Here is a 26,131-nt window from a genome sequence, read left to right on the forward strand (position 1 = left end):
TTTTGGAGTATGGATATGTCTCGACAAGTTTTTTGCCGTAAGTATCAGGCAGACATGGAAGGTTTAGACTTTGCTCCATTCCCGGGGCCAAAGGGTCAGGAATTGTTTGACACCGTGTCTAAACAGGCTTGGCAAGAATGGCTAAAACACCAGACTACGCTAATTAATGAAAAGCGTTTGAACGTGTTTGAAGCAGATGCGAAAAAGTTTCTTGAAGAACAGCGTGAAAAGTTCTTTAACAATGATGCATCCCTAGAAAAAGCCGAAGGGCTGAAGCCTGAGTAAAAAAGAAAGCACTGCTTTTCTTTTTTACGTAAGACAAGGACGAAGTCCGCGTAGACTTTAATCTAAAAGAATCTCCAACTTTGGAGATTCTTTTTTATGTGTTGTTCTAAACATTACTCAAGACCAGCTAAGCACGTAGTTTTGAATGTGAAGAGCTCCCAATGCAGGAACTTTTCACATTAAAGCCCTGCCTTTCTTTTTTACACAAAACAAGAATGAAGTCCGCGTAGGCATAAATCTATCCCCTATCTCAGGGGATTTTTTGACTAATTCTAACAAATCTTACTAACTCACACTTAGAGCACAAAAACAGATTTTTACTTATTCTATTTCGTTTATCTAGTCAGCCACTATCCTGCTGAAAAACATTCAGATTTGTATCAAAATAATAGATTGTAAAAGTAATATACAGAGTAATCACAAAACACAACATTCTGCTACAAGAAGCCACATGATTAAAAAAAACTGTCTCTCTATAATGATCCCTAAGAAGATGAGATATCTTTGAATAACTATAATAATAAGCAACAAATACCCCGATTTCATCCCAGTTCTTCCCCCAAAGGCTGGGTATTTTTTTGCCTGCAATTTGCCGATTGGCTTGATAATTTAAGCGCATAAAAAAAGCCCCCTTTCAAGGAGCTTCTCTTTTCATTTCGATTAAGGCTGTTTCAGATATGGCCAAGCCGCTTTCAGATAAATGAACATCGACCATAAGGTGAGTACCACTGCGGTGTATAGCAAGGCATAGGCCAGCATTTCCAGCGGTGGCCAATTTAACAGAAATACGGTGATGGCGATCATCTGGAAAGCAGTTTTGTATTTCCCCACCGTTGAAACCGCAACATTGGTCCGTGCACCCAACTCTGCCATCCACTCACGTAAGGCTGACACAGTAATTTCACGCGAAATAATCACAATCGCAGCAAAAGCCATCGACATGGAAGGCTGCCATTGCACCAGCACAATCAGTGCAGCTGCGACCATCAATTTATCTGCAACTGGGTCGAGAAAACGTCCAAAAGCAGAAGTCTGGTTTAATGTACGTGCCAGATAGCCATCAAACCAGTCCGTTACTGCAGCCACCACAAAAATCGTGGTCAAAATAATATGCCGCGTCATGTCGGGGTTATGGGCATCAAAGCCCATTGCAGGTGGCCAGTAAGCCACCAATAAAAATACCGGAATAAGAGCGATACGCGCCAAGGTCAAGATATTTGGAATATTCAGGATACGACCTGTAGTCATAGACACCGCCAATTTTTCCCCTCATGTACGATGAAAATGCACACTTTTTTAGAGGTTTGATCCATCATTAATAGGCTTCACTTTATACGAATTGACTTGCAGTGTCACTAGGCAAACACCGTCACTGTTTGTCTTGCCATCGCAATCAGGCGATTTTCGGCATCCCAGAGATAGGCATGCTCCGTCGCATAACCATCCGCAGCATAGTCGGTAAATACTTTATATTTAAACCAATCATGCAATTGATGTTGAACCGGATGCACATAGGTCACTGTCCAGGTCAGACTACTCGCAGGCGCCATGTTTTTAAACATCGGCAACACCCCAGGTGGCCAGATATCAAAAATAGCCATCAAGTCTGCGACCAGAAATTCACGGTTGTGATGCTTTTCAGGATGAAACCGGCACCAGCCACCAAAGTCCGGACGAGGACTGGCACTACAAGGTAGATTGACATCCGCCCAGGCTACTTCGAAATGGTCATAACAGTCTGGCATACCATAGCCAACAGGAATCTGAAACAGCTGCTCTGGCGCAGCATAGTCGGGTGCCTGAACTTGTTGCTTTACCTGAATCTCTGAATCACGGGAAATACCAAAACTGGCAATCAGAATACTTTGCACCGCGTCGTCCTGCCATAAGCGCACTTCAATCGTGGTCACCGACTTGCCCTGCCGCAGGATTTCGGCACTCAGTCGTACTTTGGCTTGCTGAATCGGGCCGACAAAGGTCACACTGCAACTCAGCAAATGCTTGGCCGGATCATTGATGTGAGTGACGGCTTTTTGCATCATCATCGCGGCAGCCAGACCACCATACAGAGTACGACCCTGTAACCATCCCTGTGGAAACTCTACCCATTCCTGTTCGGCAATTTGTGCATAAAGTGCATGCAAAGACATGTTGATCCCTCAGTAAGTCTTGATGCTCAGTATATTCGGCAAAATTCTTCAGGTTGTGAATGTCACGTGACCCAAGCGTCAATGCGCACTTTGGCCCTTGCATTTAAGCCACGCGTCATTCATGCAGCACTTTATAAATCATCCGGGCCATGACTGAACCCAGTCCCGGTACCAGTTGCAGATCTCTTTCTGAGGCTTTCAGTACGCCCTGAATCCCGCCAAAATGGGTCAGCAAATCCCGACGGCGTTTTGGTCCGAGCCCCGGAATAACTTCCAGCACTGATGAACCTCGTTTCTTGTCACGTTTAGCACGATGCTTGGTAATCGCAAAGCGGTGTGCTTCATCACGTACCTGCTGAATCAGATGCAGCGCCTTATGATCCTCCGGTAATTGAATTTTACTGCCATCGGTAAAGTGCAGGGTTTCCAGACCGGGCTTACGTCCCTCACCTTTGGACACACCGACCATAAAGGCCTCTAAGCCTAGTTCCTGCATGACTTCCATCGCCATATGCAATTGCCCCTTGCCACCATCAATCAGCAGCAAGTCCGGTAACAGGGCTTTCTTATAACGACGGGTCAGCGCCTGACGCATGGCGGCATAGTCATCACCTGCCTGAATATCATGAATGGAAAACTGGCGATAGTCGCGCTTGCGCGCGCCCCCACTATCAAAGACCACACAGGAGGCCACGGTATCTTCACCCATAGTATGCGAAATATCGAAACACTCAATCCGATCTACAGGACGGCCGACCACCTGCTCCAACTGATGAAAACGCTCATTTAATTCTATATGATTGGCCAGCTTGCCCTGAATCGCGTGCTGTACATTCATCTGCGCCAGTTCCAGCCATTCGGCGCGGGTTTCGCGGACTTTGGACTTGATCTGGATTTTCTTGCCAAAATGCTGCGACAGTGCCGCTTCCAGTTCTTTACGGTCAGCCACTTCCAGATTGACAATCAGTTCAGCCGGGATTTCATCGGCTACCTGAAAATAAAAATTGGCAATAAAATCGGCCAGCATCTGCCCTAGGTCATCACTAAGCATATCCGGGAAATAACTTTTTCCACCTAGCATTTTACCATTGCGCACATGCATGATCTGCACACAGGTCACCCCGGCCTGATAGGCAATCGACAGGATATCGGCTTCGCCTTTGAGCTTATAGATCGCCTGCTGCGACTGTACGTCTCTTAACAATGCCATCCGGTCACGATAGAACACTGCTTTTTCAAATTCCAGCGCTTCAGCGGCCGCTTCCATTTTTGCGATCAGTTCCTGATTCAGCTCCTTGGTATCGCCCTGCAAAAATCGGATCGAGTTATCGACATCTGCCTTATAGTCTTCCGGAGAAATAAATCCGACACAGGGCGCAGAGCAGCGTTTGATCTGGTATTGCAGACATGGCCGGGTCCGGTTGGCAAAAAAACTGTTTTCACAGGAACGCACATTGAACAGTTTTTGTAGCACCACCAGAGTATCCCGGGCGGTATACGCACTCGGATAAGGTCCAAAAAACTTGCCCACCTGGTGCTTGCCCTTGCCGCGCCCACTGGCTAAACGCGGATAGGGTTTATCTGCCGAAACAAAAATATAGACATAAGATTTGTCATCACGCAGCATGATGTTATAGGGCGGATGATGCAGCTTGATCAGGTTCTGTTCCAGCAACAAGGCTTCAGTTTCAGAACGTACCACCAGGGTCTGGATATCATAAATCCGTGCCACCAAGGCCTGGGTTTTGGGATGATCCAGCGTTTTGACAAAATAGCTGGAGACCCGGTTTTTCAGGTTTTTGGCTTTACCCACATACAATAATTCACCGTCTTTGCCATACATCCGGTAGACCCCGGGCAGGCTGGTCATATTCGCCAGGATTTTTTCAATATGGGGGCGTGCGTTTTCGTTCACCTAAAGCCTATTTTTCACCTACAATCTGCAGATATATGTGATGATTGTTGCGTCATTTTCAAGCAAAAACACAAAATTCCCCTGAAGCTGCCACTTAATCTTAAAGTTCCTGTCGGGTTATCCCCCCAATCTATAATCCTCACGACATAAACTGATTGTTAAAAGCTATAAGTTTCAACCTTTAACTTTGTTATGCTCAAAAAGTCTAGTTTTGAGATGATTCGCATGACCCTGCAGCAATCGGGCATTCATATTGTTCAACCCTCCACCTCCACCCATCACCCGTCTGAACGTGCTCGCCTGATTGGTAAACCGCGTTTTCATATCGAGCCGAGTAAGGTAATGCAACTGCTACGTGAACGGATTATTGGGCAGGATGCAGCCCTGAATGAAATTGAAAAAATGTTGCATGTGGTCAAGGCAGATTTTTCCAGTCCGGATCGCCCTTTGTCGGTTACCTTGATGCTGGGCCCTGACTGGCGTCGGTAAAACAGAAACCGTGCGTCTGATTGCCGATGCGATCTATGGCCGCCCGGATGCCTTTTGCCGGATTGATATGAATACTCTGGCACAGGAACATTATGCGGCGGCTTTGACCGGCGCACCGCCCGGTTATGTGGGATCAAAGGAAGGTCACAGCCTGTTTGATGAAACTGCGATTGCCGGCAGTCATACCCGTCCCAGCATCATGCTGTTTGATGAGCTGGAAAAAGCCAGTAACGAAGTGATTCGCGGCTTGATGAACGTGCTGGATACTGGCCGGCTGACCTTGACAGCGGGCACTAAAACTATCGATTTTCGCAACTGCATGATCTTTATGACCAGCAATGTCGGGGCACAGGCGGCGCAGCAATATCTGGACAAACTCAGCTATCTGCCTGAGAAAATGCAGGCACTGTGTCTGAAGCGCGTTCCCACCCAGCGCATCATTGAAAAAGTCATGCAGCGTAAATTCGACCCTGAATTTCTGAACCGGATTGACCGCAGCCTGCATTATCAGGCGGTACAGCATGATGCCCTACCACGTCTGGTCGAAATTGAACTGGATAAACTGAACAAGCGCTTGCAACATCAGCAACGCAGCGTGCATTTAAGCACTTCAGCCAAAGCCTATTTCTATCAGGACCATGATATTCGTTACGGCGCCCGACATTTGGGCCGCAAGATGCGTACCGAACTGGAGCCGATTCTGGCGCTGTATTTTTTAAACCAGCCTGAGCAGTTCAGTCTGCATCTGGACTGTGTCGATGGACAGCTGGTGGTTCTGCCTGAGCAAGCAAAAGCTTAACTAAGGCAGACTCGATATCAGTTTTTATTCGGCTGAAGCACCTGTATAAAAGCAGTTTGATCTTTGGGTGAAACCAATATAAATTTCTGCACGCCCGCATCAGTATAGTCAATCCGCAGACGCTTTAAAGATAAGGCTGGCGCAATGATAGAGTAGTCTGTGGGCTGAATGGATTGGATTTCACTTAACGGAATCTTCCAGCTTAACCACAGGCTTTTTATGGTCAACACCCCATTGTCCATCACATAGCGCGTACTCCACAGCGGCCACCATAAAATGATAATAGTCAGGACATAAACCGCAGTGTGCAGCGGATATTGCTGCATAGTGCCTTTGGCCTGCATGGTCAGCAGTAGTTGCAGCAACAGGCCACTCATACAAATCACAAAAGCCAGCAGCCACCAGTCTTTTTTAGAACGAAATACGTGCATCGATATCCCCCATATCTAAGTGCAAGATCATCATAAACAATTCCATAGCAGATGACAGGGATTCAACCCGGCAGGATGGAAATTATTTTAAATCACACATCGACAGGATCGTTCCCATTTTCGATCTCATCAGAAAAGTTCAGTAACTCAAATGATCTAATACACTGTTATTTGTGCTGATTAAATACTATCAGCAAAGACCTGAAAGCCCTGCGCTCAGCATACTTCGAGGCTAAAAATGGCAAGTTCAAGGATAGAAATTGACTGAATTGACAAAACTCCGCTAGAAATACACCTTGAAAATCAGTCACCCTGCTCCATATCTATCAGGCTGATTGATAAAAAATAATGAATTGAAACACAATCTTTGGTTCATCGGGCTATAGGAAACTGAAAGGAAAAATTATAACCGGTCGGATCAAGCCGGCAGAAATTGATGACCATTGCGTCACGGCTTGATACAACTTGTTATGTTCTTTTTGGATATAGTTATCGTAAGATTAGCGAAGTCAAAAAGTGCGCGGGACATGCGCACTTGCTTCACAACATCAACTTAGAAGTCCTCCAAAATAAAGGAGATCAGGGCATGATCCACGCTGGCAATGCCATTACCGTCCAAATGCTTGAGGACGGGATTGCAGAATTCCGCTTTGACTTACAAGGTGAGTCTGTTAACAAATTCAACCGTGCAACGATTGAAGATTTCAAGGCTGCTATCGAAGCCGTCTCCCATGCCGATATTCAAGGTCTGATTGTGACTTCAGGCAAATCTACATTTATTGTAGGTGCTGATATCACTGAATTCGGCGACAACTTTGCTCAGGGTGAACAAGCGATTGTTGACTGGGCAATGCCAGTACATGAAATTTTTAACAGCTTCGAAGACCTCGACATTCCTAAAGTGGCTGCCATTAATGGCATGGCACTCGGTGGCGGTTTCGAAATGTGCCTGGTGTGTGACTACCGTGTCATGTCAGAGCAGGCGCAAGTGGGCCTGCCTGAAATCAAGCTGGGGATCTTCCCGGGCTTCGGTGGTACAGTACGTTTAAGCCGTCTGATCGGTATCGACAACGCGGTAGAATGGATGGCAATGGCCAATCCTAAAAAGCCTGCTGCCGCACTGAAAGACGGCGCAGTCGATGCTGTCGTTCCTGCTGACAAGCTACAAGATGCTGCACTTGATCTGGTAAAACAGGCGATTCATGGCCGTTTAGACTGGAAAACCAAGCGTCAGGAAAAACTCGATCCAGTTAAACTCAGCCCGATCGAACAGATGATGGCGTTTAACTCATCGAAAGGCATGGTTCTGGCAAAAGCTAATCCAGCTCAATACCCTGCACCAAAATTACTGCTTGATTCTCTTCAAGCGGGTGCGAGCCTGCATCGTGATGACGCGCTGAAAGCGGAAGCTGAAGGTTTTGCTAAAGCAGCAGTCACACCACAAGCAGGTGCCTTGATCGGTTTGTTCCTGAATGACCAGATCGTGAAAAAAACCTCGAAGCGCTATGAAAAAGGTGCGCATCCAGTGAACCAGGCGGCTGTTCTAGGCGCAGGTATCATGGGTGGTGGTATTGCTTACCAGGCGGCAAGCAAAGGCACACCGATCATCATGAAAGACATCGGTAACCAGCAACTTGCTTTGGGTATGAAAGAAGCCAATGGTTTACTGACCAAACAAGTTGAACGTAAGAAGATGAAGCCTGCTCAAATGGGTGAAACTCTTGCGCGCATCCGTCCAACTTTAAGCTATGACGAGTTTAAAGAAGTGGACATCGTGATCGAAGCCGTGACTGAAAATCCAAAAGTCAAAGGTATCGTACTGAAAGAAACTGAAGCAAAAGTTCGTGAAAACACGATCATTGCATCTAATACTTCTACGATTTCAATCACGCGTCTGGCTGAAAATCTGGAACGTCCTGAAAACTTCGTGGGCATGCACTTCTTTAACCCGGTACACATGATGCCACTGGTTGAAGTGATTCGTGGTGCGAAGACTTCTGATGAAGCGATTGCAACAACTGTGGTGCTTGCTCAGAAAATGGGTAAAACACCAATCGTGGTGAATGACTGCCCGGGCTTCCTGGTGAACCGCGTATTGTTCCCTTACTTCGGTGCATTTGACCTGTTGCTTAAAGATGGTGCTGACTTCCAGCAAATCGATAAAGTCATGGAAAAATTCGGCTGGCCAATGGGCCCTGCTTACCTGATGGACGTTGTCGGTATCGACACTGGCGTACACGGTGCAGAAGTGATGGCTGAAGGCTTCCCGGATCGTATGAAACCTGATTTCAAAGGTTCGATTCAGGTGATGTACGAAAACAACCGTCTGGGTCAAAAGAACGACGTTGGTTTCTACAAGTATGAACTTGACCGTAAAGGCAAAAAAGCCAAAGTGGTTGATCCAACTGCGTATGAGCTTGTGGCCTCTGTTGCAACTGCGGAAAAACGTGAATTTGACGCTCAGGAAATCATTGACCGCATGATGCTGGCTTTCTGTAACGAAACGGTTCGTTGCCTGGAAGACAACATTGTAGCCACTGCTGCTGAAGCAGATATGGCGATGATCATGGGTGTTGGTTTCCCTCCATTCCGTGGTGGTCCATGCCGTTACATCGATCAAACCGGTGTAGCTGAGTATGTTGCGCTTTGCAATAAGTATGCGCACCTTGGTAAAGCTTATGAAGCGCCAGAAATGTTGCGCGAAATGGCTGCTAACAACAAAAAATTCTACGGTTAAGGAGCAACGTGAATGGCTACTTTAAATCCACGTGACGTTGTCATCGTTGATGGCGTACGTTCAGCAATGGGTAAAACCAAAAACGGTATGTTCCGCAATGTACGTGCCGACTCGATGTCTGCTGAGCTTGTCCGTGCCCTATTGGTACGTAACGAATTCGACCCGCATGAAGTTGAAGACGTAATCTGGGGCTGTGTGAACCAAACCCTAGAACAAGGTATGAACATTGCCCGTAATATCGCATTACTGGCAGACCTGCCGAAAACTGTTGCAGGTCAAACGGTGAACCGTCTTTGTGGCTCGTCTATGCAGGCGATTCACACTGCGGCTGCGCAAATTGCGACGAACCAAGGTGATATCTTCATCATCGGTGGTGTTGAGCACATGGGCCATGTGGGCATGATGCACGGCATCGACCTGAACCCTGAAGCGTCTAAGCATTATGCTAAAGCGTCGAACATGATGGGTCTGACTGCTGAAATGCTGGGTCGTATGAACGGCATTAGTCGTGAAGAACAGGATGCGTTCGGTGTGGAATCACATCGCCGTGCCTGGGCTGCGACTGAAAACGGTCTGTTCCAGAACGAGATCGTTGGCATTGAAGGTCATAATGCAGATGGCTACAAAATCCTGTGTGATATCGATGAAGTGATCCGTCCGGATGCGAACCTTGAATCGTTCAAATCTTTGCGTCCAGTCTTCGATCCGAAAGGCGGTACAGTAACTGCAGCGACTTCTTCAGCATTGTCTGATGGTGCTTCTGCAATGTTGCTAATGTCTGCTGAACGTGCTCAAGCTTTAGGTCTTAAGCCACGTGCTGTAATTCGCTCTATGGCGGTTGCAGGCTGTGATGCGGCGATCATGGGTTATGGTCCGGTTCCAGCAACGCAAAAAGCGTTGAAACGTGCTGGCCTGTCAATTGCTGATATTCAGACTTTTGAATTGAACGAAGCATTTGCTGCACAAGGTCTGTCTGTTCTTAAAGGCTTAGGCATTTATGACAAGCAAGACATCGTGAACCATAACGGTGGCGCGATTGCATTGGGTCACCCATTGGGTTGTTCTGGTGCGCGTATCACAACAACATTGTTGAACGTAATGGAGCAACAAGATACGCAAATTGGTCTTGCGACGATGTGTATTGGCCTTGGTCAAGGTATTGCAACAGTGATCGAACGTGTTTAATGCTTAATTAAATACCGAGATCAAAAGAAACCCCGCTTATTGCGGGGTTTTTTGTAAGCAAAAGATTCAAACAATTGATTTAAATATATTAATGCCTACCTTCATGTTATAAAAATGATATTAAACAAAAATATGAGGGTTAAAATTTGTCAAATCGTGAACTTTTTTCTCAAGAAGAGCAAGAAAATTTCAATACACAATTCTTTGAAAATGATCAGGCACATGAAAAAGCAAATGAGCTTGGATTTTTTGATTGCAACTTGCTATTTAATGCTTTGGAAATTATCGATAATGCTTTTGAATTAAAAGATGAAAATAATGATATGAAGTTTGTGTCACGTTCTGGTGACTTCAAACAGGCTATCGGGCTGGCGTTAAAAAGGTCCCTTAATACAAATTGGCAATTCAAAAATATAGATGGTCAAAGATGTTTAGTTTCAGACGAAGAAAAGAAAATTATTCTTTTTGCTTCTGCTAATCATGCACTAGGATATAGTGACTCACAACTAACTACTGCCTCCCCTAAAGGAATAAAGACTAAAGATAAAGTTCATAAGAATTATGGCTCTTATACTGATAAAGACTTATTTAAAACTTGGATATGTTTTTATCCCTCAAGAAAAGACATTCGCTACCTTCAAGATGATAGATCTCAAATAAAAATAGAATTAGCCTTTCCAACATCTTATACAATTGTGAAAGAGTCAGGAAAAGATAAATTTTTAGTTAAAAATTATTTAATTAGACTCATACTAAACAATCAAAATCCTAATAATGATTTTAATCCAAAGTTAAGAAAACCTAGTCCTGATCTCACTACATCTAGTACAATCACTGAAGAGGATTTACCTATTAACTTGAAAGCCGGCTAGAGGAAATGCAAGTAATTGATCGAACTAGATTAAAGGTTGCGAAGGATTTGCGACGCTTGTCCAATAAAGATTTTGCTAATCTTTTAGGTTGCTCTGAGCCTAAAATTCGTAAAATTTTAACAGATGGAAAATATCCTATTAGTTGTGAAGATTTTCAGCAAATAACTGAAAAATTGGGTTTGCCTGCTAGCTTTTTTTTAGCGGACGATAATCTCGAATTAGTCAATTCGTCCGACATTTTTTATAGGTCAGCAGCTAGAATTAAGGCTGAATATAGAAATGCAAATGAAGCCTATATTCTGTTAGCAAAAAAAATTAACCTTTACTTTGAGAGTAAATTAACTCTTCCTAAATTTAGTTTCCCTGATCTTGAAATTTTTGAATCTAATCACCCAGACTATCCATCAAGTGTTGCAAATAATTTAAGAGGTTTTTGGGGATTAGGCATCCAACCCGTTAATAATATTATTGCGCTACTTGAGCTAAAGGGTTTTCGCGTCTTTCGCCTACCTTTTGATATAAAACAAATGGATGCACTTTCTTTTTTTGATGAACAAAGTGGCAATCCTTTTATATTCTTAAATGATTTTAAATCATTTGAAAGACAACGCTTTGACGCTGCTCATGAACTTGGTCATATGATTCTGCACAAAGATGATAATGCCGAATACAATCGAACAAAAGAAAGTGAAGCAGATCAATTCGCTTCAGAATTTCTGATGCCTTATGAAGGCTTTACCAGTAATTTACCAAAAAATTTAAGTATTCAATCTATGATTGAGTATAAAAAATATTGGCGTGTCTCACTTAAAGCTGTGAATTATCGTTGCCATAAATTAGATTTGATTTCTGATTGGATTTATAAAAACAACTCAATTCGTATAAATTCTTTTGGATATCATTTGAATGAACCTGATCCAACTTATGGTGATCAATCTCTGTTTTACTCAAAAATTTTAAAAACTTTAGCCACTCAAGATGGTTTTAGTATTTCTAAAATGCTAGATGGAATCGGCATTTCTCGTTCAGATTTCAATGATCTAACATTTTATTCAATAGATAAATTTGAAGAATCTAAACCTAGACCTAAACTTTATGTCGTTAGTTAAAGCTCTTCGGAGCTTTTTTTATTTAAATTAAAATGTTATCTATTTGTAAAATTGGTTTATTTTTCAGTCACTTAAATCTTGATTATGAATCACTTAAATTTTATAAGCGTATGATCAAGCCTCTTTTTCCTATTTCCTTAAAAGGGTTTATATGAACATGCTTAAAACAATGATCGCAACTGCAATCGTAGCGACTTCTGCATCTGCAATGGCAACTGAAGCTCAAGTTACACCAGCAATTGTTGTAACTAAAACAACCCAAACTGTTGCCAAAGAAGCTGCTGCACCTGCACAAGCGAAAGTTGAAGCTGCTCAAGCGACTGTTGCTGCAACTCAACAAGCGGCTGAAACTAAAGCTAAAGCAGTAAAAGCAGAAGCGACAACTCAAGTAGAAACGGCTCAAGCTACAGCAGAACAACACGTTGAAGCTGCGAAAACTGAAGCAGTAGAAACCAAAGACGCTGCTGCTGAAAAAGCAGAAGTAAAAGCCGAGAAAAAAGGCTGGTTCTCTTGGTTTAAAAAAGCGGCTTAAGCTTTTTAAAAGCATAAAAAAAGATGTCAGCCTGACATCTTTTTTTTGTTTTATGTAGTCTCATTTAAGCTCAAGAATTTAAAAAAATCCTCAATCTTCTATTCAACCTTCTGCGCCAGCATGGTGGCAAAGTGCTGTTTAATCCGCTGACCCTGCTCATCGACACGATACAGCTCACCGACATTTTCATTATATTTCACAATATGCCAGCCCTCATAATACCCTCGCAACTCCCCCGGCTGAAAAGCAAATGGAAAATCGACTTGTGCCGGAATATCTGGCGTATCCATGGCACAGACAATCAGGTTATAGCCACCTGGCACGGTCGCCTGCTGCATCTGTGCAATAAGCGGTGGAATGGTTTTCGCCTCAAGAAACATCATCACCACGGTACAGTAGATAAAGTCATATTGGCCTGCAATGTTGGTATCCGTGTTAAGGTCGCGGCGCTGTACTTGCACATGATCAATCTGCTCAGTCTGCACGATCTGTCTTAAAGTCTGCAAACTGTTTTCGTTGACATCCCAGGCATCGACATTAAAGCCGTTCTGGCTCAAATAAAGCGCATTACGCCCTGTACCGCAGCCGACGTCCAGCGCACGGCCACCTTTTAAATAGGGCATCGCTGCCAGCACTTCAGAATGGGTAGGATTTAACTGATATTTCTTGATAAAGTAATCCTCAGGCTGGCAGTAAAAACGTAACTGACATTCGACATCTTCACTGGCAGAGACAATTTTGTGCCAGGCCTCAGGCTCAATAAATGGCGGTTGCTGCTCTGGTGTAAACACATGCTCGGATTGCACTGCACCAGATTCTTCCAGCATGGCAAAACGCAGCTCACCTTTTAATACTGTCAGTTTCGCCCAGGTGCCGGCTTTAGTATTGTGCTGATTCTTAAAGCCCTGGGGAATACTCTGCTGGTTCCAGACTGGAAGTTCCTTATAACATCTCAACTGTTGCATAATTTTTGCCCTCCATATCATCCATGCTCCGCCTGCCATTCTTTTGGCAGCAGTAATTAATTCAGCATAGCCTGTTCAAATCGGAATTGGAATCAGCGCCTGTTCGCGCTGTGCCGATGCAACAGCAAGATCAATACCAGTTTTCTATCAAAATAAAAAAGCTGCCTCTCTTGAAACAGCTCGGTTGTATATCAATCAGGAATTTGATGACTTGATTAATGCAGCAGTTCCGACTTTAGCCAGTTGATGTATTTATCCTGATCCATAAAATCCGGTGCGCTCCCCAGATCCAGACTGAAATACTGCTGATTGAACTGAATCACAATCTGTTCGGTATAGTGCCAGTCCTCGATCAGCGTGAAATATTGATCCAAGAACAACCGGTTCTTGTCCCCGTTATTCATCCTTTGTAATTTTGGACATGTTTTATTTGCGACAAACTCACCGTACACCTGCTGAATATCAGCAAAAACCTGAATTGTTTGCATGACTCACCTGCTTAAATGTTATGTCGTGATCTGTGCGACCCTTTCAATTTAGCAAGCGAGTTTGAACAGCAGATGACAGTCCTATGGCAATCCTGTCATCTCAGTCAGGCTACAACTTGTTTTCAACCTCTTTCTGGTTAGCGCTCGCCACTCGTTCCGTCTGTTTATTCAGGTGCAGCATTTCTTTATACAGCGCATTAAACTCTTGCACGGCTTTATCGTCATAGAACATAAAGGTGTTATTTTTCTTTTGCCATTTATGCTTTTTCAGTACTGCAAATAAGGCATCAGCCTTGGCCAGCGTCTGTTTTTCAATTTCAAAAATGACATGTGCATTACTATTTTGCTGACTGTCTTTCAGGGTCAGGCTCAGTTGCTGGCGATAACGGTTCTTAATATCCAGTTGCTGTGCCTTGTCGATCAGCTCGGCATCGCGCTGCTGGATTTTCTGCTGATAGCTATTCACAATTTGATGGACTTGCTTGAGCATGGCTTCAGTTTCTTTATAGCCTTGTGCCTGATCCTTAGCCAAGCGGTCGATATTCAGAAAATTCTGCCAGTTGGCGGCTTTTAAGTCGCGTAGATACTGATTACGTTCCTCGGCACTGTCGCGCAATTGCCCCAGCATAAATTCAGCCATGATGGCATAGTCACCATCCAGACGGTCATCCTCAAGTTCAATCTGAATCGGTTTAGACCAGTCCTGTGCCTGCTGCGCAATACTCTCGGTTTTTTCTTCAAGCACAGTTTCATATTCGAGCAGCTCGGCCTGATGTTTTTGCTGAACTGAATTCTGATAAAACAGCCCAATAAAAATTGCCAGTGTCACAGCGGCTACAATCATAAAAACACGCGGCATGCACATGCTCCCCTGCTGCAGGTTATGTATAGATTTCCTTTTTATCAATATGCTTATTTTTTAAGCATAAATCAATTCTTCTATACAAAACCCCTATGCAAAGGCACGGACTGTTCCAAAAGGAAATCAGATCGAAATCCTGTTTTAAGCTCGCGCTGAATCGTTTGACTTTATCTAGCAACCGTTCGCCGAACACCATTCATTCAGCAGCGTCCGGTCAATATTATTCAGGTTGAACTGTTCTCGGGCAGCCTGAACTGATGTTGCATCACGGTTAATGCCAAATGGCACCAGCATCAGATAAATCCCATCACGTGGGTCAGCAGAGCGCAAACCATCTGCGATGGCCTGTACATACTGTTGCAGCCCCGGTGGCAGGCTATCCAGTCGTGCCGGATTGCTGCTCGGTAGAATGTCGAGATCACCCGCGAAATCAGCATTGACCGAGTAGTCCTGCAATTCACGTTCAATCTTCATCATTCGCATCTTTAACGCCTTTTTCTGGCTGGATTGTTCTTGCAGCGGCAGCATGAATTCCGTTTCTTCACGCAATTCACGATCTGCCATCACGGTCAGTGTCGGTAAAGTGACTGACTCTGGGGCGGCATGCGCATTGACCAGATGCAGCAAAGAAAACAGGCTTATTAATACAAGGAAAGTTGTGCTAAGGGGACGCATAAGGAAAACCTCCGCATCATCATTTCAGGGGGAGAGACCTTATTGTTCCTTAAACTTGTGTAAATATGATCAGCATTACTGTGAGGATTGATACACGGTCATGTCAGCCTGATTACTGGCGCATATTTCGAGCTGGTTTTAAGCGGGCGATTAGAAATTAATGCTCCTTTTACCGTAAATTCAAGCAATAAAAAATCCCCGACTGGCGGGGATGGATAGGTAGTATTGAACAGTATTTCAGGGCTGCCTCGGTAATTGCATAACAGGCGGTAAATTCAGGTGATTTTCAAGCAGGTCGATATTCACCCTGTCCAGATTGATCTGGATCTTCATATTGCGATCTGGCTGCATGCTATTACTCCGATCAATGCCAAAATTCTCCAGAATGGTATACAGCCCCTGGGTTGGATCACTGGATTGCAGTCCTTGGGCAATGGTCAGCACATACCGCTGTAGTGCCGGTGACAGTGAATCTAAATCAGGTGCTTTTATGGGCTGGATCTCGAGGTTTGCCACCATCTCGGGATTAACCATGAAATTCTCTGCATCCCGGGTTCCACGAATCACCTGATGCTGTAAGGCGCGCAGATTCTTTTCTTCCTGTACAAAAGGCACATAGCCGGTTTCATTACTCATTTCAGGTTCAGCCATCACGGTCATAGTGGGCAGAGTCACAACCGCTTGCTCGTCCTCGGCTTGTGCTCCGATGCTGTAAACACCGAGCATGAGTCCGAATATAGACATTTTCATGATATTCATTGATCTGCCTTTCCCCTATTATTGATGGCCCAAATACTGCAACTGATGATGATCCAGTCAATTTCCAATATTCTTATCTACTAGATTACATTGATTACTTGGATAACTCATGCTTGCTCAGATGAATGGCAACTCATGTGAATCATCCCGGAAATAGCAGAGCACAGACTCATCGCCTGAACACCAGATAGTGAGGCAAAACCACTGTTTTCAGCTGAATGACAAAGTGACAGGCGAAAAAAAACCTCAAACACTGTTTGAGGTTTTTTCGAATATGGTGGCGAGACCCAGGATCGAACTGGGGACACACGGATTTTCAATCCGTTGCTCTACCTACTGAGCTATCACGCCGATGCGGTGTATTAAGCCGTATCTGGCCTCATTAGTCAATCAAAATTATGAAAAAAATATTTGAGTGGCTGATTTTTGGCCTAAAAAAAATCCCTGATGGGATCAGGGATTGAAAACTTTGAAATCGTTTTTAAATATGGTGGCGAGACCCAGGATCGAACTGGGGACACACGGATTTTCAATCCGTTGCTCTACCTACTGAGCTATCACGCCGATGTCGCGTATTAAACAGTTTCGGCTTGAAATCGTCAAGAGCAGAGAGAATAATTTTCGTTAAATGTTTACTTTTCCATCAACTCGCGTCAATTTGAGTCAAAAATCGAACAGTGTTTACCAAAGACCTCAGCAATAAAACAGATTTAAGCGCTTATTTACATAAAAAAGCAGCCTAATGGCTGCTTATGGTTGATCGATTTTCAGATTTTTTCTAGATTGGCCAGACAACGATGAATGGCCCCACAGCCCGGCACAAAGTTTTTCACGCCTTTTTCTTCTTCCATGCGGCAAACTTCGCTCACCAGCCTTTCTGCAACGCCACGACCACGGTTGGCCGGATGTACGACGATATTTTCCAGAATCCGGCTTTCACCCTGTCCGGTGCACCAGATTGCCCCAATAATTTTGCTATTAAATTCTGCGCTATAAACTGAGGTATACTGTGCAAGGTTTTGCTCTAGTTGTTCCATGGCATCTGCCCCGTCACTAAATTCAGGGCTCGTGTCATACAGTCGCTCAAGCTGGCTGCGCACTTCGTCATTTTCTAAAGAAGTATAAGCATGTACGGTGATAGGCATTGATAAACCCTCCTGAGCAATCTAATATGCGGTGACTTCGTCACGGCGAAAATATTTTCTACATCAATCATTTTGACGTATTTGAGGAACGTGTCTATGACAGATCGTATCAGTGAAGTGGTAAGAAATACCAACGAAACCAAAATTCGAGTTCGTTTGAATCTCGACGGTACTGGTCAAGGCACCTTAAACACGGGTATTCCCTTTTTAGATCATATGATTGATCAAATCAAGCGTCATGGCCGGTTTGATATTGATATTCATTGTGATGGCGACTTGGAAATCGATGACCATCATACTGTGGAAGACTGCGGTATTACGCTGGGTCAGGCTTTCGCGCAAGCACTAGGTGATAAAAAAGGCCTGAAACGCTATGGTCATTTCTATGCGCCACTCGATGAGTCTTTAAGCCGTGTCGTGGTGGATCTGTCTGGCCGTCCGGGTCTGTTTATGGATATTCCATTTACCCGTGCCATGATCGGCCGTTTTGATGTGGATTTATTCTCTGAATTTTTCCAGGGCTTTGTGAACCATTCCTTGATGACGGTACATATCGACAACCTGAAAGGCAAAAACAGCCATCACCAGATCGAAAGCGTATTTAAAGCATTTGCGCGTGCGCTGCGTATGGCCTGTGAAGTGGATCCACGTGCTGCCAATACGGTAGCTTCAACCAAAGGTACACTGTAATGACCCGTATTGCCCTTCTTGATTATGGCATGGGAAATTTGCACTCTGCGGCAAAAGCGTTAGAACATGTCGGTGCCACAGTGGATGTCACCAATGATCCAAAACTGATTGCTCAGGCAGACAAGATTGTCTTTCCGGGTGTAGGTGCCATGCGTGACTGCATGCAAGGCATGCACGAAGCCGGCATTGATGAAGTGGTACGCAATGCCGTGTTTAACAAGCCGGTACTGGCTATTTGTGTCGGTATGCAAGCCTTGATGCAACATTCTGAAGAGAATGGTGGTACCGATGCACTGGGTATTTTCGAAGGTGCGGTTAAGCATTTTCCGGAAATGGCGGGCTTAAAAGTGCCGCATATGGGCTGGAACCAGGTGCATCAGGCTGATCCTGACCATCCGATGTGGAACAATATCGAACAGGATGCACGTTTCTACTTTGTACATAGCTACTATGTAGAGCCACAAGATTCAGACCTGGTGGCAGCTACTTGTACCTATGGCATCGAGTTCTGTACTGCAATTCATAAAGAAAACCTGTTCGCGACCCAGTTCCATCCGGAAAAGAGTCATACCGCCGGTTTACAGTTATTGAAAAACTTTGTGGACTGGAAAATCTGATTTTCCTTTCGCCTAAAAAGTTCGCAGATTGCGGGCTTTTTTATTGATTATTTTTTACACTTTTCATTTATGAAAAATCCCTTTATCATAGACTTTATTATAAAAAATCTAACGAAAACAAAGGAAAAATAATGATTAATACAATTCAGGATTCGGGGTGGAATGCATCGGGACGTTTTGGACGACGTTCGTATATCGCATGGAATATGCTGCTTGGTTTTTGCCTTATGATCATCGGGATCATTGCTGCTTTCCTTTTGCCTGGAATGAGTCCCGAGACTTTAGATGGTAAAATGTCCATGCCTTTAATGGTGATGTTGGTTTTGATCTACGGCGTTGCGATTTATTTTAGCGTGATTTTTTTAATTCGTCGTTTACATGACCGTAATCATAATGGCTGGCTTTCTTTACTGATTTTTGTGCCGGTCGTGAACCTTGTCTTTACACTTTACCTGTTATTGGCACCAGGTCACAATGAAAGTAATGAATATGGCTCTCCACGCACTACACGTGGCTGGGAAACGCTTTTGGTGGTGCTGTATCTGGTACTCGCGGTTATTTTGGCAGCCTTTGCGGTCCCTGCTTATCAGAATTATGTTGAACGTGCTCAACAGGCGCAGATGGAACAGAGTAGCTATCACACTGATTAATCCTATTTAAATTTTGCATAAAGCCCATTCTTCATGGGCTTTATTTTTGCCTAGAACAGGAAAAGTGATTAAGCTGAACGCATTCATTCTATGATTAATGCGTATGCAACAGCGGCTGGACACGTTACCAAGCAAAGAACAAATTCAGGCCTTTCCTGTATTTCAAAATCTTCCGATGCAACAGATTCAGGTGATTAATCGTCTGGAACAATGTCATGCCCTTGAACAAGAGCTAAAAAGCCATGCAGTCCTGGGTTTCGATTCTGAATCCAAGCCCACCTTTAAAGTCGGTGAAGTCTCGACTGGGCCACACCTGATTCAGCTGGCGACTTTAGACAAAGCCTATTTATTTCAAATGAGTCCGGCGATCTGGACATTTCTCACGCCGATTTTTGCCAGCCGAGACCAGATCAAGGTCGGTTTTGGCCTGAAAAATGATGCGCACCTGTTCCGTAAAAAAGGCATTGAACTGAATAGTGTGATTGAACTATCCAAATGTTTTAAAGCTTTTGGTTTAAATAATCCGGTCGGATTAAAAAATGCCATGGCGTTGTTGTTTCAACTGAATTTCCCCAAATCGAAACGGATTAGTACTTCGAACTGGGCCAGCAAGAAGCTCAGCCCGGCACAGATTGATTATGCAGCCGCAGATGCCTATGCACCCGTGCTGGTATTTGAAGAATTGTTGCGTCGGGATTTATTACCCAAAGAGATTCCCAATACTTCACTGAAATTGAGAATCCGTCCTTCATCGACGGCTTAATCGCTTGAATGGCGTATTAGTTCTGGCAACTTCATGTACACATGAAAGCCATGATGAGCGCGGTCGGTAAGGTGGTTGTGACTTTAGCAGATCTTACAGCTTCGATTATCGACCCCCTTAGTACACGACCCGTTGTGGAAAATCTGATCTCCATTCAAGAGACGAATCATTAAAACCATTAAAATAAATGATCTCCCTGCTACCTGTCTACGCACAGGTTTTCTTTATTCATACCGTTTAAGAGTTAGAAATTTCGACTTTATTTGCTAAGATGAACTCACTCAAATTCATTCTAAAGATTAAGCAAGGAGCGAAAGCATGCTGATCATCCCTGCAATTGACCTGAAAGATGGCAAATGTGTCCGTTTAAAGCAAGGTCGTATGGAAGACGATACCGTATTTTCAGACGATCCGGTCGCAACAGCACAGCATTGGGTAAATGAAGGCGCTCGCCGCTTGCATTTAGTAGATTTAAACGGTGCTTTCGCAGGTACACCAATCCATAAGCCAGTGGTTGAAGCCATTGTCAAATCCCAGCCTGACTTGCCGATCCAGATTGGTGGCGGTATCCGTTCTCTGGAAACCATCGAGCATTATCTGCAAGCCGGTGTTTCTTTTGTGATCATTGGCACCAAAGCAGTTCAGGATCCTGAATTTGTTGAAGAAGCATGTCAAAAGTTTGCTGGCCACATTATTGTTGGTATTGATGCCATGAATGGCATGGTGGCAACAGATGGCTGGGCCAATGTGACTGATGTCAAGGCTACTGACCTGGCGAAACGTTTTGCCGATGCTGGCGTATCGAGCATTGTATATACGGATATCGCGCGTGATGGCATGATGCAGGGTGTGAATATTGAGCAAACCGTGAATCTGGCACAATACTCAGGTTTGCCTGTGATTGCATCTGGTGGGGTGACCAATCTGGATGATGTACGTAACCTGAAAGACCAACCGGGTATTTTAGGTGCAATTACCGGCCGTGCGATTTACGAAGGTACATTAAGCTTGCGTGAAGCACAGTTGTTGCTAGATGAGCAACAGGCGTTATAATTAAGCTTGCTGTAAAAGAGGTCTTCGGACCTCTTTTTTATTTTTTAATTTTCTGATCTCCTGGCATGTCTACACTTATTTCCAAAAATCACTCCGGCTGGATGGTGAAAGCGCCGCAACTCGCCCTGATCCTGATCACCATTATCTGGGGCGGCAGTTTTATTACTGTGCAATACGGGCTAAATTTTAGTAGTCCGATTATGTTTGTCGGCCTGCGTTTTGCTGCGGCAGCGCTTGCCGTCACCCTGATTTCACTGAAGTCGCTAAAAGGCATGAACCTGAAAGAGGTGTTCGCTGGCGCAGTGATTGGGATCATGATCGCCATCGGTTACGGCACCCAAACTGTGGGCTTGCAGACCATTAGCAGCAGTGAGTCGGCTTTTTTAACCGCCTTATATGTTCCACTGGTTCCGATCCTGCTCTGGCTCATGTTCCGTAAAAAACCGCATGTCATGACCTGGATCGGAGCGCTGTTTGCCTTTATCGGTCTGGTGTTTTTGACAGGCAATGGCTTTGCTGCAATTCAGCTCAGTTTCGGGCAAACCCTGACGTTGCTCGGTTCCATCGCGATTGCACTGGAGATTATTTTTATCAGCCATTTCGCCGAGCAGGTGAATGTACGCCGGGTCACGGTGCTGCAACTGATTTTTGCATCCTTATTCTGCTTTATAATTGCACCCGTGTTAGGTGAATCTCAGTTACCTGAATTTCACTGGCATCTGGCAGGGATTTTAGTCGGTTTGGGCATTGCCAGTGCCTTGATTCAACTGGTGATGAACTGGGCGCAGCGCATGGTCGATCCATCACAGGCAGCAATTATCTATGCCGGCGAACCGGTATGGGCAGCCCTGTTTGGCCGTCTGGCCGGAGAACGCTTACCATCACTGACATTATTAGGTGGATTGATGGTGGTGCTTGGCGTGATTGCCAGTGAATGGAAACCAAAGTTTTTAAGAAAAGAACCCACAGAAGAATTAAAGCAAGATCTTTCTTAATTCCGCTAAATCCCCCTTAAAAAAGGGGGATTTTTTTCTCTAAGGAAATACGGCTAAAATTATTTGCTATACATCGGTCTATTGTCATTTAAGCGCATGATGCCGCGAATTGCCCGATACACAATCCAGATCCAGGCCAAAACCACCACCACTAAACAGAAAGCGGATGCACCAAATGCGACCCCTGCAAACAGGTCAGGATCTTCGCCGGTAAAGAACAAAAAGAAAAATGGAATAAAGGCGACGATATTCCAGAACAGATACCACCAGAAACTGCGGATCTGCCAGGTAAAATGGCTTTCAAAGATGGAACCGCGCACATCGCGCCGTTTCACATAGTTAATGATCAACGCCACGACAGCCAGCAGGCCAGCACTAAAAATGGCCACAATATATAAAATGTACAGTGCAAAAGTCAGTGTGCGGTTTGAATCTTTATCAATGGAATAGTTCACGTCCCCTCCTAGTACTTCCCCCTAGATATTTAAACTATTCAATGGGGAAATCAGCCATATAATTAAAATGATGTTAAAGGCTATGGTACAAAAATATATCTGCCGGAAAGGTTGTTTTTGTGTTTTATGCCGTAATTTCTGCTGTGCCAGCCAGGCTGCCGGCCAGCCGCCTAAGAAGGCCACCAGATGCAGGGTATTTTCCGGAATACGGCGATTACCCAACTGTGCTGCTTCCTTGTCTTGCGCATAGAGCCAGTAGCTGAGCGCATTCATCAGACTGACCAGTAACAACACCAATCCACTCAGTAAACCACCCAAGGTCAAAACCACCAGAAAGAGAATATAGAGTACACAGGCAATCTGCATCGGCTGTAATTTCTGTGTCTGCTGTGGCTTGGACGGTTTGAATTTTGCTTGCAGACTTTTGGCTTGAGCTGCTTTCAGGTACATCACATGCTGTGCGCGATAACGACCGCGTTCATCCAGAACGACCAGATAATCCAGCGCACAGCCCACGATTGGCCGTGGGCCAGGCTTGGCAAAATCCTTGATATGCAGAAATACACGATCTTTGGCTGGGTCACTGGGCTGAATGAAACCATAGCCTTGTTCATCAAACCATTCCACCAAACGTCCCTGATCGCGCATATCCCCTATCCCTTTTGATTTGATTGTTTAAGCGGTGACGAATTTTAAGCGTTCAATCAGCATATTACGCATTTCATCCGGATTTTTTTGCAAAATATCTTCGCCCGTCCGGCCTAATGCTGCATTACGCTGAGCCACCTGCAGGCGCATCATCCAGAACCGTCCTGCCGCCATGGCCAGATACAATTCCAGACAGGCGCGTTCATCACTGGTTAAAGAACGAATCGTTTCATAGGCATTTAAAAAGGCAATCGCTTTTTCTTCGTTTAAGATTACGTCAGGATATTCGGTACAGAAGTCATTTAACGTAATGGCGATATCAAACAACCACTCATCTTTATTCAGCTCATAAAAATCCAGAATGCCATTCAGCTGATCGCCTTCAAATAAGGTATTGTCACGGAATAGATCCGAATGAATAAAACCGCGTGGACGATCCGGATATACCGCCGTCAACGCGTCATATAAGCCTAGTAATTTACCAAGTAAAACTTTATCGGCCGGACTTAAACTCGGTTTGATTTCTTGAGAAACGGCCAGCCAATAGGCATGATCACGGACAAAATTACGTTCGAGTTTGAAATCTTTCAATGCCACATGCATTTTCGCCTGTGCCACGGCAATCGCTTCAACTTGCGCAACGGTCGATGGCATCGGATGTTCACCCATCAGGCGCGGCGCAATCTGTGCCGGTTTATCTTTAATGCTATGAATGGCTTTACCTGAATGCGATAACGGCACCGGAACGGCTAATCCGGCCTGCCCCAGATGTTCCAGTACAGGAACCAGTTCACCTGCCGCCTGTTCATCCATATCTTCAAATACCGTCAGCACATATTGCTGGTCTTCGCAGACTAAAAAATAGTTGGTATTTTGAATACCGCCTTGAATGGGAATCAGATCAATCGCCTTTAAACCATAAGGCGCTGCAAAATCCTGAACTTCCTTTAAAGTCAAAGTGGTATAAACCGACATAGAAAACCTGCGAAAAAACTTACATAATTTTGCTAGAATACCGTTTCCATCTGCCAAGGTGTAGCGCTTGCGTGGGTGAGTTTCATAATCGGCTGTAATAATTGGAAAAATTTATGCTAGCTAAACGTATTATTCCTTGTCTGGACGTGGATAACGGCCGCGTGGTCAAGGGTGTCCAGTTCCTTGATATTCGTGATGCGGGTGACCCGGTCGAAGTGGCACGCCGTTATAATGAACAAGGTGCCGATGAAATTACTTTCCTTGATATTACCGCTACACATCATGGACGCGATACCACTTACCGTACCGTAGAACGCATGGCCGAATCGGTTTTTGTACCCCTGACTGTCGGTGGTGGTGTCCGTAAAGTCGAAGATATCCGTCTATTACTCAATGCCGGTGCAGACAAAGTCAGCATCAACTCGGCTGCGATTTATAATCCTGAGTTTGTGCAGGAAGCATCTCAACGCTTTGGCGCGCAGTGTATCGTGGTTGCAATTGATGCCAAAAAAACCGGTGACCATAAATGGGAAATTTTCACCCACGGTGGCCGTAAAGAAACCGGGATTGATGCGATTGAATGGGCTGTGAAAATGGCTGACTTCGGCGCAGGTGAGTTACTGATTACTTCGATGGATGCCGATGGCACCAAAGCCGGTTATGACATTGCCCTGATGCGTGCCATCAATGACCGCGTCACGGTACCGACGATTGCTTCTGGCGGTGTGGGTAATTTACAGCATTTGGCGGACGGCATTATTCATGGTGGTGCCGATGCGGTACTGGCAGCTTCAATTTTCCATTTTGGCCAGCACACCATTCCGGAAGCAAAAGCCTATATGGCAGCCCAAGGCATTGAAATGCGCCTCTAAGCCGTTTTAGATGATGATTTAATTAAAGAGTGTTTTTATAAACACTCTTTTTTTATGCCTTAAATAAAACAACATAGCAAATACGGGACAAAAAAAGGAGTCTTTCGACTCCTTATAAAACCAAGATAAGACTACAGCACTTGGTATTCAAAATAACTCATTACACCCAGAAACATTATCAGTATGAGGCTTTGCTCACCGACAGGAGCAAATATAAGTGAAATCCACAGGACAATATTGACAATACAATCGTATTTTATTGACAAATCACGACAAAGCCCTGTTTACTCCATAACCTGCGTATTTAACTGCTTCATTACGTATTTTTCGCTATTTTAGAGGAAGCATCGGCCGATTTAACCGGAAAATATTGCTCTGCCCAGCGGTTCAGTTTTTTCGAGATCGGTGCAGGCAAGCTCAAACCTAAAGGATTCTGTTCCTGCAAATCTGCCGAGGAAATCACCCGGGTACCGAGCAGATAGTCAAACCAGGGCTTGGTCACGCACCAGTTGGCATCCTGATTGCTATTCATATGGTGATCATAATGCCAAGGCAGTGTCTTTTTAGCCCATTCCGGCTCCAGATGCGCCCGGCGATGTAAATAATAATAGTTGCCTGCACTATACAGGGTAGCCAGTGACATGCCTTTGGAGAAGGGATAAAAACTGAGTCCAAAGACGGTCGCGACCACTGCCAGTGAGACAATTTCATTGCGGGTACGCCAGTTGTCCAGTACCTCTACATAGCCGAAATCGGAAAATTCCGTTTTTCGCACAATCCGGTGATGCTCCCAGTGTGAGCGCATACTCTCGGGTACCGGACTATAACGGCTCTTTCCCGGCCGGTGAACACCATGCAATACATATTTATGCGCAAACCATTCAAATCCATTTGCGACGACAAGTCCTGCCAGAAAACCTTTCCACATAATAGACTTCTTGCGTTAGTCAAAATTTAAACAGCCCAAAGCTACATTTTATAAGGTTTTAGCCAATTCAAAAATTAGGTAAAACGA

Annotated in this window: 28 protein-coding genes, 2 tRNA genes and 1 pseudogene; 14 read left to right on the plus strand and 17 right to left on the minus strand. The window is 44.6% G+C overall.

The window, feature by feature from the left end:
* Window positions 1-15: 15 nt before the first annotated feature.
* Entirely contained in the window at window positions 16-285 is a 270-nt protein-coding gene (locus ACO1B7_RS05835; RefSeq protein ID WP_004278636.1) for an oxidative damage protection protein, read from the plus strand.
* 343 nt (window positions 286-628) lie between these two features.
* On the opposite strand, the gene ACO1B7_RS05840 is transcribed toward ACO1B7_RS05835, so the two are convergent.
* The 4 genes from ACO1B7_RS05840 to uvrC form a co-directional block, all read right to left on the minus strand.
* Window positions 629-904 carry a hypothetical protein gene (locus tag ACO1B7_RS05840; RefSeq protein ID WP_086044206.1) on the minus strand — a complete coding sequence of 92 codons (276 nt, stop codon included), beginning with the start codon at window positions 902-904 and terminating at the stop codon, window positions 629-631.
* 41 nt (window positions 905-945) lie between these two features.
* On the minus strand, window positions 946-1,533 hold the full coding sequence (gene pgsA, locus ACO1B7_RS05845; RefSeq protein ID WP_016806864.1) for a CDP-diacylglycerol--glycerol-3-phosphate 3-phosphatidyltransferase: 588 nt from the start codon (window positions 1,531-1,533) through the stop codon (window positions 946-948).
* A 107-nt stretch (window positions 1,534-1,640) separates the two neighbouring features.
* Window positions 1,641-2,435 carry a thioesterase family protein gene (locus ACO1B7_RS05850; RefSeq protein WP_086044207.1) on the minus strand — a complete coding sequence of 265 codons (795 nt, stop codon included), beginning with the start codon at window positions 2,433-2,435 and terminating at the stop codon, window positions 1,641-1,643.
* Window positions 2,436-2,550: 115 nt separating this feature from the next.
* Window positions 2,551-4,350 (minus strand): excinuclease ABC subunit UvrC, encoded by a 1,800-nt coding sequence (gene uvrC / locus ACO1B7_RS05855; RefSeq protein ID WP_005250444.1) that lies wholly within the window; start codon window positions 4,348-4,350, stop codon window positions 2,551-2,553.
* 225 nt (window positions 4,351-4,575) lie between these two features.
* Here uvrC and ACO1B7_RS05860 point away from each other — a divergent pair.
* Window positions 4,576-5,638, plus strand: a pseudogene (locus tag ACO1B7_RS05860) (AAA family ATPase).
* Between the two features lie 17 nt (window positions 5,639-5,655).
* Here the strand turns inward: ACO1B7_RS05860 and ACO1B7_RS05865 are convergent.
* On the minus strand, window positions 5,656-6,069 hold the full coding sequence (locus tag ACO1B7_RS05865; RefSeq protein ID WP_423089897.1) for a PH domain-containing protein: 414 nt from the start codon (window positions 6,067-6,069) through the stop codon (window positions 5,656-5,658).
* Between the two features lie 586 nt (window positions 6,070-6,655).
* On the opposite strand from ACO1B7_RS05865, the gene fadB reads away from it, so the two are divergent.
* From fadB to ACO1B7_RS05890, 5 genes are all read left to right on the plus strand, one after another.
* On the plus strand, window positions 6,656-8,806 hold the full coding sequence (gene fadB / locus ACO1B7_RS05870) for a fatty acid oxidation complex subunit alpha FadB (RefSeq protein ID WP_423089898.1): 2,151 nt from the start codon (window positions 6,656-6,658) through the stop codon (window positions 8,804-8,806).
* A gap of 12 nt (window positions 8,807-8,818) precedes the next feature.
* Window positions 8,819-9,991, plus strand: coding sequence for an acetyl-CoA C-acyltransferase FadA (gene fadA / locus ACO1B7_RS05875; protein ID WP_004729264.1), 1,173 nt, complete (start codon window positions 8,819-8,821; stop codon window positions 9,989-9,991).
* Between the two features lie 146 nt (window positions 9,992-10,137).
* Window positions 10,138-10,863, plus strand: coding sequence for a hypothetical protein (locus ACO1B7_RS05880; RefSeq protein WP_004729261.1), 726 nt, complete (start codon window positions 10,138-10,140; stop codon window positions 10,861-10,863).
* Window positions 10,864-10,868: 5 nt separating this feature from the next.
* Window positions 10,869-11,972, plus strand: coding sequence for an XRE family transcriptional regulator (locus ACO1B7_RS05885; RefSeq protein ID WP_004729258.1), 1,104 nt, complete (start codon window positions 10,869-10,871; stop codon window positions 11,970-11,972).
* Window positions 11,973-12,123: 151 nt separating this feature from the next.
* Window positions 12,124-12,504, plus strand: a complete 381-nt coding sequence (locus tag ACO1B7_RS05890) for a hypothetical protein (protein ID WP_005250432.1) — start codon at window positions 12,124-12,126, stop codon at window positions 12,502-12,504.
* A gap of 98 nt (window positions 12,505-12,602) precedes the next feature.
* Here ACO1B7_RS05890 and tehB read toward each other — a convergent pair whose 3' ends face one another.
* From tehB to ACO1B7_RS05930, 8 genes are all read right to left on the minus strand, one after another.
* Window positions 12,603-13,469 (minus strand): SAM-dependent methyltransferase TehB, encoded by an 867-nt coding sequence (gene tehB, locus ACO1B7_RS05895; protein WP_086044208.1) that lies wholly within the window; start codon window positions 13,467-13,469, stop codon window positions 12,603-12,605.
* A 215-nt stretch (window positions 13,470-13,684) separates the two neighbouring features.
* A complete protein-coding gene (locus tag ACO1B7_RS05900; protein WP_004278649.1) occupies window positions 13,685-13,957 on the minus strand; it encodes a hypothetical protein in 273 nt (90 codons plus the stop codon).
* A 109-nt stretch (window positions 13,958-14,066) separates the two neighbouring features.
* Window positions 14,067-14,816 carry a hypothetical protein gene (locus ACO1B7_RS05905; protein WP_005108098.1) on the minus strand — a complete coding sequence of 250 codons (750 nt, stop codon included), beginning with the start codon at window positions 14,814-14,816 and terminating at the stop codon, window positions 14,067-14,069.
* 174 nt (window positions 14,817-14,990) lie between these two features.
* Complete coding sequence (locus ACO1B7_RS05910) at window positions 14,991-15,494, minus strand: hypothetical protein (protein WP_148334663.1); 504 nt, start codon at window positions 15,492-15,494, stop codon at window positions 14,991-14,993.
* Window positions 15,495-15,731: 237 nt separating this feature from the next.
* Window positions 15,732-16,253 (minus strand): hypothetical protein, encoded by a 522-nt coding sequence (locus tag ACO1B7_RS05915; protein WP_005250420.1) that lies wholly within the window; start codon window positions 16,251-16,253, stop codon window positions 15,732-15,734.
* A 275-nt stretch (window positions 16,254-16,528) separates the two neighbouring features.
* Window positions 16,529-16,604 (minus strand) — tRNA-Phe (locus ACO1B7_RS05920).
* 137 nt (window positions 16,605-16,741) lie between these two features.
* A tRNA-Phe gene (locus ACO1B7_RS05925) sits at window positions 16,742-16,817 on the minus strand.
* Window positions 16,818-17,020: 203 nt separating this feature from the next.
* Window positions 17,021-17,398: a GNAT family N-acetyltransferase gene (locus ACO1B7_RS05930; protein ID WP_004278652.1), complete on the minus strand. Its 378-nt coding sequence runs from the start codon at window positions 17,396-17,398 to the stop codon at window positions 17,021-17,023.
* A 96-nt stretch (window positions 17,399-17,494) separates the two neighbouring features.
* Here ACO1B7_RS05930 and hisB point away from each other — a divergent pair, with 96 nt between their 5' ends.
* The 6 genes from hisB to ACO1B7_RS05960 all read left to right on the plus strand — a co-directional run bounded on the left by hisB (window position 17,495) and on the right by ACO1B7_RS05960 (window position 22,166).
* Window positions 17,495-18,088 (plus strand): imidazoleglycerol-phosphate dehydratase HisB, encoded by a 594-nt coding sequence (gene hisB / locus ACO1B7_RS05935; protein ID WP_005250418.1) that lies wholly within the window; start codon window positions 17,495-17,497, stop codon window positions 18,086-18,088.
* Window positions 18,088-18,705 (plus strand): imidazole glycerol phosphate synthase subunit HisH, encoded by a 618-nt coding sequence (hisH, locus tag ACO1B7_RS05940; protein WP_005250416.1) that lies wholly within the window; start codon window positions 18,088-18,090, stop codon window positions 18,703-18,705. Before hisB ends, hisH begins: the two co-directional genes overlap by 1 nt.
* Before the next feature lie 131 nt (window positions 18,706-18,836).
* Complete coding sequence (locus tag ACO1B7_RS05945; protein WP_423089899.1) at window positions 18,837-19,355, plus strand: DUF805 domain-containing protein; 519 nt, start codon at window positions 18,837-18,839, stop codon at window positions 19,353-19,355.
* Between the two features lie 103 nt (window positions 19,356-19,458).
* Window positions 19,459-20,118 (plus strand): 3'-5' exonuclease, encoded by a 660-nt coding sequence (locus tag ACO1B7_RS05950; protein WP_423089900.1) that lies wholly within the window; start codon window positions 19,459-19,461, stop codon window positions 20,116-20,118.
* 318 nt (window positions 20,119-20,436) lie between these two features.
* Entirely contained in the window at window positions 20,437-21,171 is a 735-nt protein-coding gene (gene hisA, locus ACO1B7_RS05955; protein WP_004729237.1) for a 1-(5-phosphoribosyl)-5-[(5-phosphoribosylamino)methylideneamino]imidazole-4-carboxamide isomerase, read from the plus strand.
* Window positions 21,172-21,236: 65 nt separating this feature from the next.
* Window positions 21,237-22,166, plus strand: coding sequence for a DMT family transporter (locus ACO1B7_RS05960; RefSeq protein WP_148334667.1), 930 nt, complete (start codon window positions 21,237-21,239; stop codon window positions 22,164-22,166).
* A 59-nt stretch (window positions 22,167-22,225) separates the two neighbouring features.
* Here ACO1B7_RS05960 and ACO1B7_RS05965 read toward each other — a convergent pair whose 3' ends face one another.
* Genes ACO1B7_RS05965 through ACO1B7_RS05975 form a run of 3 tightly spaced genes read right to left on the minus strand, consistent with a single transcriptional unit; the run spans window position 22,226 to window position 24,244 of the window.
* The gene (locus ACO1B7_RS05965) at window positions 22,226-22,621 is read right to left on the minus strand and encodes a DUF4870 family protein (protein ID WP_005105397.1); all 396 of its coding nucleotides are present in this window, start codon (window positions 22,619-22,621) and stop codon (window positions 22,226-22,228) included.
* 21 nt (window positions 22,622-22,642) lie between these two features.
* Complete coding sequence (locus tag ACO1B7_RS05970; RefSeq protein ID WP_005250407.1) at window positions 22,643-23,269, minus strand: DUF1294 domain-containing protein; 627 nt, start codon at window positions 23,267-23,269, stop codon at window positions 22,643-22,645.
* Window positions 23,270-23,296: 27 nt separating this feature from the next.
* On the minus strand, window positions 23,297-24,244 hold the full coding sequence (locus ACO1B7_RS05975) for a homoserine kinase (protein ID WP_253146636.1): 948 nt from the start codon (window positions 24,242-24,244) through the stop codon (window positions 23,297-23,299).
* A gap of 113 nt (window positions 24,245-24,357) precedes the next feature.
* On the opposite strand from ACO1B7_RS05975, the gene hisF reads away from it, so the two are divergent.
* Entirely contained in the window at window positions 24,358-25,116 is a 759-nt protein-coding gene (gene hisF / locus ACO1B7_RS05980) for an imidazole glycerol phosphate synthase subunit HisF (RefSeq protein ID WP_004647284.1), read from the plus strand.
* Window positions 25,117-25,432: 316 nt separating this feature from the next.
* Here the strand turns inward: hisF and ACO1B7_RS05985 are convergent, their stop codons facing one another.
* Complete coding sequence (locus ACO1B7_RS05985; RefSeq protein WP_423089901.1) at window positions 25,433-26,044, minus strand: sterol desaturase family protein; 612 nt, start codon at window positions 26,042-26,044, stop codon at window positions 25,433-25,435.
* Window positions 26,045-26,131: the final 87 nt, after the last annotated feature.

It is taken from the genome of Acinetobacter lwoffii (assembly GCF_049367455.1).
In the GTDB taxonomy this organism is placed as follows: domain Bacteria; phylum Pseudomonadota; class Gammaproteobacteria; order Pseudomonadales; family Moraxellaceae; genus Acinetobacter; species Acinetobacter lwoffii_W.

Excerpts from the sequence above, each read along its gene's own strand:
- ACO1B7_RS05835 (WP_004278636.1), top strand. The coding sequence starts at position 16 with ATGTCTCGACAAGTTTTTTGCCGTAAGTATCAGGCAGACATGGAAGGT.
- ACO1B7_RS05840 (WP_086044206.1), bottom strand. The coding sequence starts at position 904 with ATGCGCTTAAATTATCAAGCCAATCGGCAAATTGCAGGCAAAAAAATA.
- pgsA (WP_016806864.1), bottom strand. The coding sequence starts at position 1,533 with ATGACTACAGGTCGTATCCTGAATATTCCAAATATCTTGACCTTGGCG.
- ACO1B7_RS05850 (WP_086044207.1), bottom strand. The coding sequence starts at position 2,435 with ATGTCTTTGCATGCACTTTATGCACAAATTGCCGAACAGGAATGGGTA.
- ACO1B7_RS05865 (WP_423089897.1), bottom strand. The coding sequence starts at position 6,069 with ATGCACGTATTTCGTTCTAAAAAAGACTGGTGGCTGCTGGCTTTTGTG.
- fadB (WP_423089898.1), top strand. The coding sequence starts at position 6,656 with ATGATCCACGCTGGCAATGCCATTACCGTCCAAATGCTTGAGGACGGG.
- fadA (WP_004729264.1), top strand. The coding sequence starts at position 8,819 with ATGGCTACTTTAAATCCACGTGACGTTGTCATCGTTGATGGCGTACGT.
- ACO1B7_RS05885 (WP_004729258.1), top strand. The coding sequence starts at position 10,869 with ATGCAAGTAATTGATCGAACTAGATTAAAGGTTGCGAAGGATTTGCGA.
- ACO1B7_RS05890 (WP_005250432.1), top strand. The coding sequence starts at position 12,124 with ATGAACATGCTTAAAACAATGATCGCAACTGCAATCGTAGCGACTTCT.
- tehB (WP_086044208.1), bottom strand. The coding sequence starts at position 13,469 with ATGCAACAGTTGAGATGTTATAAGGAACTTCCAGTCTGGAACCAGCAG.
- ACO1B7_RS05900 (WP_004278649.1), bottom strand. The coding sequence starts at position 13,957 with ATGCAAACAATTCAGGTTTTTGCTGATATTCAGCAGGTGTACGGTGAG.
- ACO1B7_RS05905 (WP_005108098.1), bottom strand. The coding sequence starts at position 14,816 with ATGCCGCGTGTTTTTATGATTGTAGCCGCTGTGACACTGGCAATTTTT.
- ACO1B7_RS05910 (WP_148334663.1), bottom strand. The coding sequence starts at position 15,494 with ATGCGTCCCCTTAGCACAACTTTCCTTGTATTAATAAGCCTGTTTTCT.
- ACO1B7_RS05915 (WP_005250420.1), bottom strand. The coding sequence starts at position 16,253 with ATGAATATCATGAAAATGTCTATATTCGGACTCATGCTCGGTGTTTAC.
- ACO1B7_RS05930 (WP_004278652.1), bottom strand. The coding sequence starts at position 17,398 with ATGCCTATCACCGTACATGCTTATACTTCTTTAGAAAATGACGAAGTG.
- hisB (WP_005250418.1), top strand. The coding sequence starts at position 17,495 with ATGACAGATCGTATCAGTGAAGTGGTAAGAAATACCAACGAAACCAAA.
- hisH (WP_005250416.1), top strand. The coding sequence starts at position 18,088 with ATGACCCGTATTGCCCTTCTTGATTATGGCATGGGAAATTTGCACTCT.
- ACO1B7_RS05945 (WP_423089899.1), top strand. The coding sequence starts at position 18,837 with ATGATTAATACAATTCAGGATTCGGGGTGGAATGCATCGGGACGTTTT.
- ACO1B7_RS05950 (WP_423089900.1), top strand. The coding sequence starts at position 19,459 with ATGCAACAGCGGCTGGACACGTTACCAAGCAAAGAACAAATTCAGGCC.
- hisA (WP_004729237.1), top strand. The coding sequence starts at position 20,437 with ATGCTGATCATCCCTGCAATTGACCTGAAAGATGGCAAATGTGTCCGT.
- ACO1B7_RS05960 (WP_148334667.1), top strand. The coding sequence starts at position 21,237 with ATGTCTACACTTATTTCCAAAAATCACTCCGGCTGGATGGTGAAAGCG.
- ACO1B7_RS05970 (WP_005250407.1), bottom strand. The coding sequence starts at position 23,269 with ATGCGCGATCAGGGACGTTTGGTGGAATGGTTTGATGAACAAGGCTAT.
- ACO1B7_RS05975 (WP_253146636.1), bottom strand. The coding sequence starts at position 24,244 with ATGTCGGTTTATACCACTTTGACTTTAAAGGAAGTTCAGGATTTTGCA.
- hisF (WP_004647284.1), top strand. The coding sequence starts at position 24,358 with ATGCTAGCTAAACGTATTATTCCTTGTCTGGACGTGGATAACGGCCGC.
- ACO1B7_RS05985 (WP_423089901.1), bottom strand. The coding sequence starts at position 26,044 with ATGTGGAAAGGTTTTCTGGCAGGACTTGTCGTCGCAAATGGATTTGAA.